We start from the raw sequence: 15,944 nt of genomic DNA, 5'->3' as shown, positions 1-15,944 counted from the left end.
TTATTTTTCCTTTTTAATTGCTTCTATAAAACTGCTAAATAATGGATGTGGATTTAATGGTCTTGCATTAAACTCAGGGTGGTATTGAGTACCGATGTAAAATGGATGAGATTTTAATTCACAAATTTCAGCTAAATGAGTATTAGGTTCTTCACCTGAAAAAATAAAATCTCCATCTTCTAATATGTTGCGATAATCTTCAACTATTTCATAACGATGCCTATGTCTTTCACTAACAATTTCTTTTTGGTAAATACTAAATGCTAATGTGTCTTTTTTAATTTTTGTATCACTAGCACCTAATCTTAAAGTACCACCAATTGCATCGCTTGAATCTTTTCCTCTTATGTAATCTAAAACATAAACTTCATCTTTATTATCTGTTTTAAATTCATAACTTGTTGCATTTTTTATGCCTTTTAATCTTGCTTGATTAATTGACATAATTTGCATACCAAGACAAATCCCTAATGTTGGAATTAAATTTTGTCTTGTATAGTTTGCGATTTTAATTTTTCCTTCAATACCTCTTGAACCAAATCCAGGTAAAATAATTACACCATCAATATTTTCAAGACTTTGTTTTGCATCTTCATCATCTTTAATTTTTTCAGATTCAATTCATTTAAGTGCAATATTTACATTTGAATAAGCACTTGATATTTTTAAAGCTTCAATAATTGATTTGTATGCATCTTCAAATGTTGTGTATTTTCCCACCATTGCTATATTTAATTTTGTTTCATATTTTTTGTCAATCAATGAAACAAAATGTTTTCAATTTTTAAGATCTGGTTTTTTGTTTTTAATATTGAAATACTTTAAAATTATTTGGCTTACCTTGTGTTTTTCTAAATATAAAGGCATTTTATAAACTTGTTTAAAATCAGGAACTGGAATGATGTTCTCTTCATTTAAAAAAGTATATTTTGCAACTTTTTGTACAACATAATCACTTGGAGTTTTGTGGCTTCTTAAAAACACAAGATTAGGATTTATCCCTAATTCTCTTAATAAACTAATTGAATGCTGAGTAGGTTTTGATTTAAAATCTCCACTTGCTTCTAAAAACGGAACATATGATGTATGAACAAAAAATACTCTATCACGCATTTTATATCTTATTTGTGCAAGTGCATAGAAAAATGAATTACTTTCTAAATCACCAACAGTTCCACCAATTTCTATAATTGCAAAGTCAGGATTTTTATTTTTTTCAATATCCAAAATTATTTTTTCAATTTCATCTGTAAAATGAGGTACTATTTGAACTGTTTTTCCTTCAAATTTTCCATCACGTTCTTTGTGAAGTAATTTTTGGAATATTTTTCCACTTGTAACTGATGATAATTTACTTAAATTTTCACCAATAAATCTTTCATAATGTCCTAAATCTAAGTCAGTTTCTCCACCATCTTCAGTTACATAAACTTCTCCATGTTCAAATGGACTTAAAACACCAGGATCAACATTTAAGTATGGGTCTAACTTCATTGAAAATACATTAAATCCACGTGCCTTCAACAATCTTCCTATACTTGCTGCATTTATTCCTTTTCCAATACCACTGATTACACCACCAGTTACAAAAATATAATTTGTTTTCATTTTTCCCCCAACCATCTAATTTAAAATATTAAATTATATTTAATAATTTTATAACAAAACAACACTTAAAATTTAAAAAAATAATTGCTGAATAATTTTTAAATTTTTAAAATGCTTTTAAATACAAAAAATACCCTATTTTGTAAGGATATTTTAATTATTATACAAAAACAATTATTCGTATTCTGAAAATCAGTCAAAAACGCTATTTAAATCTTCAACTTTAGCAATAGCAGTAATTAAATCATCTTTTTGAATTCTAAAATTACCATCTGGTAAAAAACTTGTGTTTTGTCTTTGAATTAAAACGATGTTGGCGTTTCTTTTTCTTAAATCTAAATCTTTAATTTGCTTATCAAAAATTTCTTCGTTTTTAATATAACATGTCCCAATTACAAAATCTTCTCCAATATCTTCTAGATCTTGAGAGTATCTTAAAAAAGATTGATTTGCAACGATTATTGCTGTCTTAATCCCTGCTTCTTGTTCAGGACTAATAATTTGATTTACTCCTATTTGTCTTAAAACTCTAGCATGTCTTTCGCTGTTTGCTCTTCCTATGATATTTTTTACACCAATTTCTTGCAATGAAGCAACTATTTCTACATTATCTCCAGTTGCAACAACAATTGCGTCACTGTCTATTATTCCTAATGATTTAAGAACTTTAGGATCCGCACCATCAGCAACATAAATTTTTGAAACTTCATTTTTATAACTTGCTAGATTTTTTTCATCTTTATCTATTAAAGTTAAACTGATGTCAGCTGATTTTTTTAGCAAATTATTAACAACACTTTGACCGTATCTTCCCATTCCTATGATACAAATTTCAGAAACTTTCTTTTGTTTTTTCATTTTAATTACCTCTTAAAAAACTGTAATATATTAGTATTTTACTATCTTTTTTGCAATAAAGTCGATTAAAAATAATAATTTTAGTGTTTATTTGGCTTGGTTTTAAAAAATGTATAAATTATAAATTTATAAATAAATATCGCAAAAAATTTTATTATTAATGTAAAATTAACACTATGAAAAATACAAGACGCCGTCTAAGAAAATGAAATATAAACGGCAAAAATATATTTTATTATTTTAAACAAACAGGAAAGATAAAATATATCTTCTTAGTTTATTTAATTATTACAATTATTTTATCTTTATTTTTATATTGACCTATTAGCCACAAAAACATGCTTATTGAAAAGCCTGATTTTAATTATGGTGATGCCTTATTTATTGCTGCTAGTGCTTTTAGTGATACAGGATTAAGTAATATAAATATAAGTGAAGGATTCAATGAATTTGGTCAAGCTGTTATTGCAATAGGAATTTTAATTGGGGGTTTTGGTTTTTTTACACTAAAACTTTACATTTTTAGAATATTATTTGGCTGGATGTTTAAAACTAAAACAAGTCATTTTAAGCGTGATTTAATTCAAGTTGAACGCGGCTCTACTGTTGTGGGTGATACACAAAAAGTTATTAAAGTATCTTTAACTACATTATTTGTTGTTTTATTTAGTAGTATTGTTTTTATGACATTTTATTTTTATTTTAGTAATGATGGTTTTTTTGATAATAGCAAAGCAAATATCGGAGATGTAGAAATTTTTAATCCTTACATAAAAGAAAAATATAATCCTCATCATAACATTTTACTTTCATTAAGATATGCTACTTTTGAAAGTATTAGTGCTATTAATAATGCTGGTTTTGATATTATTGGACCAAATTCAATTAGTGCTTATAATCATGCTTATATATTACAAGTTTGAATTATTATTTTAATAATTGTAGGTGGTGTAGGATACCCTACTATATATGATTTTTATAAAAAAATTCAAGCGAGAATAAAAAAACAACGCTACGAATTTACGTTATTTACAAAATTAAATTTAACAACCTATTTTTTAGTTACAACAATTGGAATTTTATTAACTTTTTTATTTGAAATAATTAATAAAAATCCAACAGGATTTTGAAAACAGGCTGAGTATGGAAGCAATTTTAATAAGAGTTTTGCAATTATTTTTAATACCATAAGTACAAGAAGTGCTGGATTTTCTACAATTGATTACTATCATTTTTCAACACAAACAACACTTTTACATGCAATTTTAATGTTTATTGGTTTTGCACCTGTTTCAACAGCGGGAGGGATTAGAAATATTACTGTTGCAATCATTTTCTTAAGTGTTTTTAATACAATTAGAGGTAGAAATACAATTAATAGTTTTCATAGACAAATAGGTAAAGAAACGTTGATTAAAGCTATTAATATTTTAACTATAGGACTTGTTTTAGTTTTAATTGGTACTTTTATTGTTTCATTTAATTTATCAGACATAACACAATTTGCAAGTTTAAATAATCAGAAACAATACACAATAGTTTCAGTGTTTTTTGAAGTCTGTTCTGCTTTCGGTAGTGCTGGATTAAGTACTGGGATAACTGAAAAACTTAATTTAACATCAAAATTATTTTTAATTGTTTATATGTTTATAGGACAATTAGGTATAACCTCAACAATTTTGGTTTGAGGAAATCAAAAATCTTATGTATCTAATTATCACTATATTTATGAAGATGTTCCATTAGGATAAAAGAGGTAATTATGAAAAAATCTGCAAAAATAACATTAGCATTTTTATCAATTGTAGCAGCAACTTCAATTGTTACTCCGTTGTCAATAATTTTAACTAAACCCACACAACAACAAATAAATCCTAAAGTAGAAAAAAATCAAAAAAGTGATGTTTCTACTTTGGAAGGTGATATTCATTATGTTGCTATCGGGGATAGTATAGCAGCTGGATTTAATGCTAAGTTTGGATACGATCAAGGTGGTTACTTAAATGTAGAAACTAATAAAATTGAAGGATTAAGTTATCCATCATATCTTGCTAATGCAATTAAAATGACAAATGACAGAAATACAAAATTAGCAAGTTATACAAATTTTGGTTTAACAGGAACAACTGTTGATGATTGATTATATTTACTTGACCCTTTATCTTATGATAAAAATTCAAGTGATTTTCATGTAATTCAAAATCGTTTAGCATTTGATTTATCAATTGATAAATCACCTAAAAATCCAATTAAGATGTATGCTGAAAACAGATTAGAATATTTATTTAATGATTTTCAAGTTACAAATAATGAAGTTGGTAAATTAGCATCTGAAATAAAAAATGCTAATCTTTTAACTATAAGTCTTGGTGCTAATGATTATCTTTCATATGTTGATTTATTTGATTTAATAAGTGTTTTAAGTATGAATGATTCTGAAATAAGTGATGCAGATATTCAAAATAAATATGATAAATTTATCAAAGAATCTGCAAAATTTAAAGAAGATATTACCAAAAAATATTCAAAACTTCTAACAAAACTTCGTGAAATTAACCCTGAATTAAATATAAATATAATTTCATATCCAATGCCTTTTGTTAGAATCGCAAACATGATTGACAAAAAATACGCAAAAGTTCAAGAGAATTTTTCTGATTTTGTAATAAATTCACTAAATAATGTTTTAAAAGATATTGCTTTAGAAAATAATATAAATTACATAAATTCATTTAATAAAGAATTATGAAAAGCAGAATCAAAAGAATTAGCAAGTAATATTTTTGATATTCATCCTGATATTTTAGGTTATAAGAAAATGGCTCAAGATATCTTTTTAAAAATGTCTTATAATCCAAACCGTGAAAATAACGAACAAAAAGAAATAACTGAATTTGAAAAAAGTGATCAAGATGCACATAAACAAGTTATTAATTTCAAAGATTACACAAACAACGAAATTAAACTTTTAATTTATGGGGTATATGCATTAAATAATAATACTTTTGACGTTTCATATGATTTTGAAAATAATACTATAAATCAAAACATAATGAAATTCATTGCATTAAATCCTAACATTGATATTGAAACCATATTAGAAAATTATTTAGCAAAAGATGATTTAATTTTTAACTCAGATCAAGTTAAAACATATATTAAAAATGCTTTAAGTAATATTGGATTTAAGTTAGAAAATTTCCCTAATTTTGAAAAAATGATTGACAATATCATAAAACAGAATGCAGAAGATGGATTTTTAAAACATGTTGTTATTGAATTTATAAACACAGGAATTTTTGGAAAAATATTTAACCAAATTAAACGTAAAGTAGAAGCTTTAATTGATTCAAAACCATCAGAATATATTGAATCAAGTGAAATAGAAAAAATTATTACTGATACGGTTTTTGACCAGAAAATTATTTATGATTCACTTAGAAAATTTGTTTTAAGTGATTTCTTTAAACAAAATGATAAAAATCAAACCTTAAAACAAATTATTTTGTCATTACTAACTGATTTTGTTAATGAAAAAAACTTTATACCAGCTTTAGGTCAATCTTCTAAAGCTTTTGCAAAAATAATATATAGTAATCAAAATATTGTTTCTGATATAGTTGATAAATTAAAAGAAATTGTTTCAGAAATAGTTGATAATTATCCAAGATATTTTGAAGATTCACCAAATTTAGTTGATTTTTTAGCTAAAGTTTATGAATCAAATAGTCTTAAAATAAATGAAATAGTAAATATAATTATTAACTCAATTACAAACAACACTGAATCAATTAATTTAATTACAAATATATTATTAGATAAAATTGAAGATAGAACCACAAAAAAATTAAGTGATATCGATAGACAAAAAGTTCAATATTTCTTAGAAAAACTAATTAATAATTTCAAAAACAAACCATTTTTTGAAAATGTAATTAGTAAATTTGTTGATTTAGTATTTAAAAATATTAATAAACCAAATATAAATATTGATTCAATTATCACCTTATCTTTAACTTCTACTATTTTAGATTCATATCCAGGAAATGAAAACGGGGAAATTGTAATTTCCTTACTTTCAGATAATTTAGATGATGAAAAATATGTTGAAGGAATGAGAGTTTTAATTCAATCTGTAGCAGATAAAAATTATTTAGAAAATATTAATATTAGTGATTTTGTACAAAGTAATTCAACATTTAACTTTGAAAAATTAAAAACAATATTTTTAAATGTCATAAACAATGACAATATTAATAACAACCAAAAAGTAAAAGATAACTTAAAATTATTTGTTAAATACTTATTAGAATCAAATATACTAAATAATAATTTAATAAATCAATTTATTGCAATTTATTCAGAAGGAAACATAATAAATAGACTTTATGAACAAATTGATTTTTTAAATATAACTGAAAAATTAAATATTGATTTATCAGCTGAAAATGGACTTAAAAATGCTTTAACATTATGATTTAAAAGTTTAGTTAATGATCTTTTTGCTGATGATGAATTAAAAACACAAATTATTTCATCATTTAGTAACATAATAGATAATTTAGATAAATTAAAAGGCAAAGATTTAAATGAAATTTTAATAAATACTATTAAAAATATTAAAATTTTAGAACCTAAAAAATTAGTTAATAAATTTATAAAAGTAATTGTAAAAAACGGTAATTCAAAAGATCTTGCAATTAAAATTCTTACAAGTATTTTAAAAGAATACTCTCAATTACAAATTTCAAATGAACAATTAACTTTATTAAATGAAAATATTTCAAAAGTTTTAGAAAATATTAGTGATTCTAAATTACTAAGTGACCTACTTGATTTATTTGAAAATATAGATTTTTCTAGTGCAAATACTTTTGAATCAATTTACAGTATTTTAGTTGAACAATTAAAAAATTATTTTGATGTTTCACAAATAAATATAATTAATAATATTCTTTCAGTAATAGTTGCAAAAGATTCAAATAATGTAGTTCATGTAGGAATTGATAAATGACTTATTGCGCTAAAACCAATTTTTACAAATGATAATTTCATTAATTTTGTTTTTGAAAAAATAGATTTAAATAAAACCGTTGATCAATTATTTAAAAAGATTGATATTTCTGATAAAAACTGAGATCAAAATACAGTTGATAATTTCAATAATTTCATTTCACAATCAAAAGATATTATTTTAGCAAACTTATCAAATTGATCAAAAACAACTGTTAAATCTATATTTGACACAATTTTTAGTGATCAATCTATTGAAACTTCAAAAAATAGTCCTTCAGAATGATTTAAAGAATATGTAATTAAAAATTTAGTAAGTAAGGTATCTAATTTATCAAAAGTTATTTTAAATGAAATATTTACTAATCAAGAATACAAACATTCTGCTTTAGTTGTTGTTAGTCAAATTATTAAAGAATATTTAAAACCATACATACAAATAACTGATACACAAGCTCAAACATTAACAAACACATTAGAAAAAATATTAAATAATTTAAATAACGAAAAATTTATAAATACAATATCAGAAGAATTAACTAATGCAGTTGCTAAAATTGTTGTTTTATCAGATGATGTTGTTTTAAACATTAACTTTAAAGGCGATTTACAAATTGATAAAATATTTGAATTATTAAAAGAAATAAATATTGAACAATTCGTTGATTTATTAGATGAAGAAGATATAAAGAATTTATTGGAAATAATAAATAATAACAAACAACAAATTTTTGATAAACTAGACAAACAAACCACATCAAATAATCCTCAAGAAAATACAGAAAACACTGAAAATAATACTCAAACTAATACAAATAATTTAAAAGGTATTGATAAAATTATTTACAGAATAGTTCCTAAACTTGTTAAAAAAATTAACAATTCTTCATCAGCTCAAGAAATTTCAAAAAATATTAAAGAAATTCTTGTTTTCATATTAGAAAATAAAAAATCACACAACTTTTTAAAAACAACTTTAAAAAATATTTATCCTGAAACAAAAAATACTTTAAATATATCACAAGATTCATGAAATTCATTTGTTGATTATTTTGTAGATGAGTTATTACAAAATTCAAAAACAACAGAATTTATAAAATCATTAATTGATAGTATTTTTGTTAATAATAAACAAGAAATTTCTGAAGTTAAAAATATTTTTGAACTGTTTAAACAAGTTATTAAACTAAATAAAAATACAGTTTCAGAATACATAAAATGATTATCAAAAGAAGAAAAATTACAAGAATTTTTAGCAGATATTGTATTTATGCAACTTAACAAAATTGATAATTTTACTTCAATTGAAAATAACTTCAAATCTATATTTAAAAATATTATTTCTAACGTAGAAAATTCAGAATTAATTGATGTTGTTTTAAATAAATTTATTGATACACTAAATGCAATTACACTAGATGATCCAACTGATCTATCTTCATTATTTGATAATAATTTCTTAGCTAAATTCAATATAAATGAAATAATTACAACTAAAAATGCAAAATGAATTTTAACTAATATATTTAGTGAACAAAATAAAGAAAATCTTAAAGTAGTTGTTGAAGCATTATTAGATGGAATCTTGAAAAAATCAACTTCAAGCACTGAAAATTCTGAAAATAATGAATCTACTGAAAATAATTCAAAAAATAATAAATTTGATATTTGAACATTTATCAATAAATTTACAAACACATTATCAAAAACAAATGATAGTCAAGTAATTGATAATATTGTTTCAACAATTCAAACGATAGCAAGCAAATTTATTAACAATAAGTTAAATTTAGATAATATTTCATTTTTAAGTGATCAAAACAAATCATTTATCAACCAAATTATTAATAGTTCATTAAAAGATGAAAATGTTACTGAAATTTTAAAAACAATTGCCGAAGAATTTTTAACAACAAATACATATCAAAACACTGAAAATATAGAAACATTTATAAATAATGTTGCAAAAAATAATTTCGACAAAATAGCAAACAATATTAAAAAATTAATAATTAAAGTATTAAAAGAAAATCAAAATCAAAATGATTTATTTGAAATTTTAATAAATCTTTTAAATAGCAAATTAGAAACTAAAGTAGATCAAACAACTAAAACTAATTTAAAAGAAATTTATGTTGCGATATTAAATAATATTGATAACATGCCTATTTTAGATGAATTGATTAAAGAATTAAAATCAATAATTTCTGAAAACGATGTTCTAAAATCAGGACTAATTTTCAATGATAAAATAGTTGAAATTTTAAAATCAACATTTACAAATAAAGATAAACTTATTAGTTTTGCAAATAAACAAAATATCAAACCAATTCTAGTTGCAATTTTTAATGAAGATAGAAGCGATAAAATAGTTGAAATTATAGACTTTTTCATCAAAGCAAAATGAATAAAATCTCAAGACAAAGAAACAAATTCAGTAACTGAAACCAATGAAACAAAATCACCAACAATACCTGATTATGTTTTAGACATTCTAAAAGCATTTAGTAATGTTTTAGATAATCCAGCTGATTCTAACGTTGTTGAAAATATTACAAAAGTTGCAGTTAAATTTGTACAAAGATATCTAAAACAAAGTGTTGATATATCTAAGTTGACAGATATTTTAACAAAACAAAATCAAGATAATGTTAAAGATATTTTAGTTTCAATTTCAAATGATGAAGAATTTTCTAAATTATTAAAAAACATTTTAACTGATTACATGACAACAAATAAATACACAAATGTTTCAAACATTAGTGAATTTATTAATCATATAGTTAAAAACAATGCAGAAACTTCAATTGAAAACATTAATAAAATAATTAAAAATGTATTAACAAATACTGAAAATTCTAACAAATTAACTTCAATTTTAATAAATGTTATTGAAGCAAAATCAAATAATACTCTTGATGACGATGTAAAAGAATCAGCTAAAAAAGTATTTAATAAACTATATGCTTTTGTTTCAAAAGATGAAGTTTTAAATGCACTTAAAACAACAATTTTATCATTTGTTCAAAATAATGACTTATTAGATAAAAATGTTAAATTAAATTCAAATTTAGTCAATGAATTAATTAAATTATTAACCAAACAAGAAACTATAAATAATCTTTTATCAAAAGAAAATATAAAACAATTTTTAGAAACCTTCTTTGATGAAAATATCAATCAAGATATATTAAAAGTTGTTAATTTCTTTGTTTCATTATCACAAAAAGAAACTACTGATTCTTCTTCAAATACAAACGAAGAAAATACAGATAATCAGACTGAAAAAATTAACTTTGAACAATTATTATTAAAAGTTCTACAAAATGCTTCAAACATTTATACTCAAGATAATAAAAAAGATAATGTTATAAATAATGTTTCTGAATTAATAACTTTAATTGCAAAAGATTTAGTAGATAGTAAATTAAATTTAGATAAAATCAAAATTTTAAATGATCAATCAAAACAAAAAACAAAAGAAATTGTTGCAAAAGTTCTAAAATTAAAAGAAACCAAAGATTTACTTGCTAAATTGTTTGAAAATTACTTTACAAACAATCAATATGAAAGTTTAGATTCTATTCCAAAAATAGTTAATGCTCTTGTTAAAAATAATTTACAAACATTTAAAGACGAATTAATAAAAATTTCTAAAGCAGCATTAAAAGATGAAAATATTAAAGCAAATTTAAAAGAAATTGCAATTCAAATTATCGAAAAATCTTTAAATATTGATTTTGATACTCAAACAGAAAATAATTTAAAAGAAATAATTAACTCTATCATTTCATTTGCTACAGAAAGTGATGTTTTAGATAAAGCATTTTCTAACATAAAAGATACTTTAGAAAATAAAGACATTTTATTAGAAGATAAAACCTTAAATCCTGACATAATCAATTCTCTAAAAGAACTATTTACTTCTGAAACAATAATTCAAAAACTATTAACAAAAAATTCATTTAAAGCATTTATTTCAAAACTATTCACAGATGAAAATAAAGAAAAAATAATAAATGTATTGCAAGCAATTATTAATTCAAAATGAACAACAAATTCAAGTGAAACAACAAGTGATACTAACTCAGAAACAACTAATGAAACCAAGGAAAATAATCAAACAAAAATTATTAGTTGAGTATTTAACGTTGCAAAACTTGCTTCTGGTTCTTTAGATCAAACTAATAATCAAAACATAAATAATATAAATGAAGTTGTGTTATTTATTGCTAAAGAATATGTTAAAAAACAATTAAACTTATCAAATATTGATATTTTAAGCAGTAATTCACAAGACATTTTAAAAACTATTATTTTATCTACCTTAAACTTAAATGAATTTAAACAACTTACAAATAAAGTTTTAAGTAATTTCTTCACATCACAAGAATATAATGACTCACAAGATATTTATAAATTAGTTAATAAGTTAGTAAAAAATAATATAAATAATATTTCAGGTGATGCAGAAAAAACAATTTATGAAATTATTAAATTAAATCAACAAGATCATAATTTAAGTGCATTAATTATTAATATTATTGAAACTAAATTAGAAAAAGAAATTCCACAAGAAATTAAATTAGCTTTACAAAATATTATTGAACTTGCTACAAAAGAAATTAATAGAACTACATTTGTAAATAAATTATTTAATATCTTAAAAGAAGTTTTAAGTTCAAATGATATATTTGATACAAATAATCAATTTAATAAAGAAATTTTAAATTCTATTTCTACTAAGTTACAAGATGAAACTAATTTAAAATCTCTATTTTCAAACACAAATATTCAACATATTTTAAATAATTTATTAACTCAAGATAACTTAGATAAAAACATTAAAGAAATTATTAAAGTTTATAAATGATTTAGATTTAATGATTTTTCAAAATTAACTAAGGAAAATTCAGAAGAAAGTACTGAAAGTGACTCAACAAGTACACAAAATTCAGTCAACTTTGATTTAATTACAAAAATTTTAAAATCTGCAAATGGTATTTTAGAGGGAAATAATAATGAAACTCTAAAACAAAATATCAAGAAATTATTAAAAGAAATAGCAAAAGTAGAAATAACTGAAGCAGATTTTTCTAAAGTTGTTAATGGTGATGAAAATGCTGAAAAATTAAAGAATTTATTAACAAAAGTCGTTGATTATACTTCTTTAGATACAATGCTAGATACTATATTAATTAAGTATTTAGATAAAACATATGATTTAAGTTCTGCAAATGATATAAACGAGATAATAAAACAATATCTATCTAATGCTAAAAATGGTATTTTAGATAATATAAAAGAATTTATTAATGAATTAATTAATACTGATAAAGATTTATTAGATGAATTTATAATAAATGCAATAGACAAACAATTAATTAAAAAATTAGCTTCAAAAAACAAACAAACAATAAAAAATATCTCTACAAGAATATTTAAATTTATAAAAGAAAATGAGTCATATAAAGACATTCTAGGTCATTTAATTGATGCTTTAAAAGAAATTAACTTCATTAAAGATGGTCAAATTGATTCAGAATTAATTAAAGATACAATTGCTAAGAAATTTAATTTTGAAACCATTCTTTCTTTAGTAACAAAAGAAAATGCAGCTTCATTATTAAATAATTTATTTAATGAAAATTCTGCTGTAAATGATTTTGTTGAGTTATATAAAGTATTAAGATCAAATATTAATTTCCCTTCAAAAACAACAGATACTGAAGCAAATACTTCAGAAAATTCAAGTAATGAAGAGAATTCTCAACAAACTAGTGAAAATTCATTATTTGATTTTATTACCAAGATTTTAAAAACTTTAAATGGTTCATTAGATAATGAAGATGTTTCTTCAAGAGTTTCACAAACTATTTCAAAAATACTAAAATATGAATTAACAAAATTTGATGCTCAAGAATTTAACATTAATGGAATATTTAAAATTGAAACAATTAATAATGTACTTCATTCAATTGGAAATAGCACTCAATTAGAAGATGCTGTTTCAAAAATAGTTAAACATTATTTACATGTAAGCGATTCAAATATCCAAAATGCGAATAATTTAAATGATGTTATAAAAGCAATTATTAAATCTAATTTAAATGAATTAAAAGCATCATTAATTGAGATATTATCATTTGGAGTTTCTGAAAATAATAACGAAAACTTTATTGCAAAAGATATATTTAATTACTTAAATAAAACATATAACCTTGAATATACTGAAACTAGCGAAGAAGCAATTTCATTTATTTCAGTTGTATCAAAAGCAATTGATACATTAACAAATAAAGATTACTTTAAAACTTTATTTAATAGTATTTTAGATCAAGTAGTTGATTTAGACTTCCTTGTAAATAATAAGTTTAATGCTAATTTACTTCCATCATTATTAGAAAAAATATTAAAGAATACACATTGAAATACTATATTAACAAAAGAATTTGGTAGAGATTTTATTAATATATTAATTGAAGATAAAGATTTGATTTCTGATACTAATGAAATAAACCAACAACAATCTGAAAAAATATTTAACTTATATAAATTTATTAAGAAATTAATTTTAAATATCCAAAACAAAACATCATCAGAAAATTCAAATAATACAGATTCTAGTTCAACAAATACTCCTTCAGATTCACAAAATAATCAAAAATACAGAAATATTGAAGATTTAATTCTAAAAATATTTATGTCATTTAATAATTCATTAGACGGTGCAAAACACGGTGAGCAAAAATTAAAAATTATTCAAAAAGCTGTTCATAAAATAATTAAAGATGTTGTAGTTAATATTGATTTAAGTTCAATTATTACTTCTAATCCAAACATAAATAAAGAAGAAATTCAAAAATTACTTCGTGAATTAGTATCATATAAATCTATTGAAACATTTACAAATAAAATAGCAAATGATGTTCTAAAAACTGATGTAAAAAAATGAAAAGAATACAATGATGGTAAAGATTCAACACTACCTAATTTAATATCATTAATAATTGAACATGAAAAAGATGCAATTATAAAACTTCTAAAAGACACTTTAACTGAATTCTTTAATAAAAAAGAAAATGCTGATAATGTAACTAAATTAATATTTAAGTTCATGAAAGTAGAAAATACAAATGATCAAGATGTCAAACTTTTAAGCGATGTATTGCAAAAATTAGTACCTAAATTATTAAATAACGATTGATTTAATAAAAAAATATTACTTCGTTCATTCTGATGACTATCTAAAAAAGCTTTAGAGTTTAAAATAGAGCAACCAACTAAATGAATTTCAGATGCTTTTGCAAAAGTAATGAGTGCAATTGGAGAAGGTGATATTGGTGTTATTTTAGATTTTGTTGGTGATGATGCTCAACATGCAATTACTTCATTAGAATTTACAAAACTAATTAATTTATTCTTTGAAAAATCTAATTTTGAAAATTCATTACTATACAACGGATTAAGAAATCTAAATACAGATCCAGATAAATCTAAACGAACAAATAAAAAGAATCTTGACGATATGGTCGGAAATTCTGTTTGAGAAGCCATCGGAAAATTAACTGCAATTAAACCAAAAGCTGCTCCAGCACCTTCAGATGAAAATCCTGATTATATGGTTTCATCTAATAAAACAGCATTAGATATTTTAGATAAAGTTTATAAAACAATTTCTAAAGTTTATTGACAACAAAAACTTCCAGAAAATGCAGCAGGTTACAGTAAAAGAAGACAAAACTTTGCATATAAAGCTTTATATAGAGTTTATACAACAGTAAACTATGCTGTGTTCCAAATGTATTTTAGAGAAACAACTGATAGTGAAAGAGAACAAAAATTCATTAGATGATGATTTGGTTCAACAGGTAATCCACCAATTTTATGAATTCTGTTAGAAGATAATGTTTTAGGTCTAAAACGTTTAAACAAAACTTTAAAAGCAAGTTTTGAAAGTCCACGTGATATTTGACCTATACGTAATGAGTTAAATGTTTATGCTCATTATCTAAAAGCAAATGCGTTTGAAAAAGATTATTATGCAAACGAGCAAAATTATAGACCTGATGACATTATTTATATTTTAACTACATCTGAATTCCCTGATAATGATCCAAATAAAAAGAAATATAGCCCTTATGTAAAATTTGGAACAAAAATTAATAATGGTAAGAACTTAACCAAAAAAGAATATGTTCTATGAACTATTCGTGAAGGTAGTTGAGGAAAATTCATGAACGCAGCAGGTGAAACTTCACTAAATGTAATCAGTGGTTTTGCAGAATGAAAAAATAATGGTTCATGATGAAGTCCTAATTGACAAATCGTTCCAAAAATTAAAAAAGGTAAATATTAAAAGAAAGTGCCACTTGGCACTTTTTGTTATAAAAAAATGAAATTATCGCAAAAATACGTATTTTTTACCCTAAAAATTATCTTTATTTAAAAAAAACATGATTTTA

4 protein-coding genes are annotated in these 15,944 nt (G+C 22.5%); 2 read left to right on the top strand and 2 right to left on the bottom strand.

The annotated features are described in order from the left end of the window. Both KQ877_RS00820 and KQ877_RS00815 read right to left on the bottom strand, forming a co-directional pair. On the bottom strand, positions 1-1,608 hold the full coding sequence (locus KQ877_RS00820) for a CTP synthase (protein ID WP_216535744.1): 1,608 nt from the start codon (positions 1,606-1,608) through the stop codon (positions 1-3). Between the two features lie 174 nt (positions 1,609-1,782). Continuing rightward, positions 1,783-2,466 (bottom strand): potassium channel family protein, encoded by a 684-nt coding sequence (locus KQ877_RS00815; RefSeq protein ID WP_216488819.1) that lies wholly within the window; start codon positions 2,464-2,466, stop codon positions 1,783-1,785. Positions 2,467-2,642: 176 nt separating this feature from the next. Here KQ877_RS00815 and KQ877_RS00810 point away from each other — a divergent pair, with 176 nt between their 5' ends. Together KQ877_RS00810 and KQ877_RS00805 are read left to right on the top strand one after the other, a co-directional pair. Continuing rightward, complete coding sequence (locus tag KQ877_RS00810; protein WP_216488820.1) at positions 2,643-4,217, top strand: potassium transporter TrkG; 1,575 nt, start codon at positions 2,643-2,645, stop codon at positions 4,215-4,217. Positions 4,218-4,228: 11 nt separating this feature from the next. Further along, the gene (locus KQ877_RS00805) at positions 4,229-15,838 is read left to right on the top strand and encodes a GDSL-type esterase/lipase family protein (protein WP_216535743.1); all 11,610 of its coding nucleotides are present in this window, start codon (positions 4,229-4,231) and stop codon (positions 15,836-15,838) included. Positions 15,839-15,944: the final 106 nt, after the last annotated feature.

The organism is Mycoplasma zalophi (assembly GCF_018914005.1).
Classification (GTDB): domain Bacteria; phylum Bacillota_I; class Bacilli_A; order Mycoplasmatales; family Metamycoplasmataceae; genus Metamycoplasma; species Metamycoplasma zalophi_A.
The sequence above is the reverse complement of the archived record's forward strand: the minus strand, read 5'-3'. Positions and strand labels throughout refer to the sequence as shown.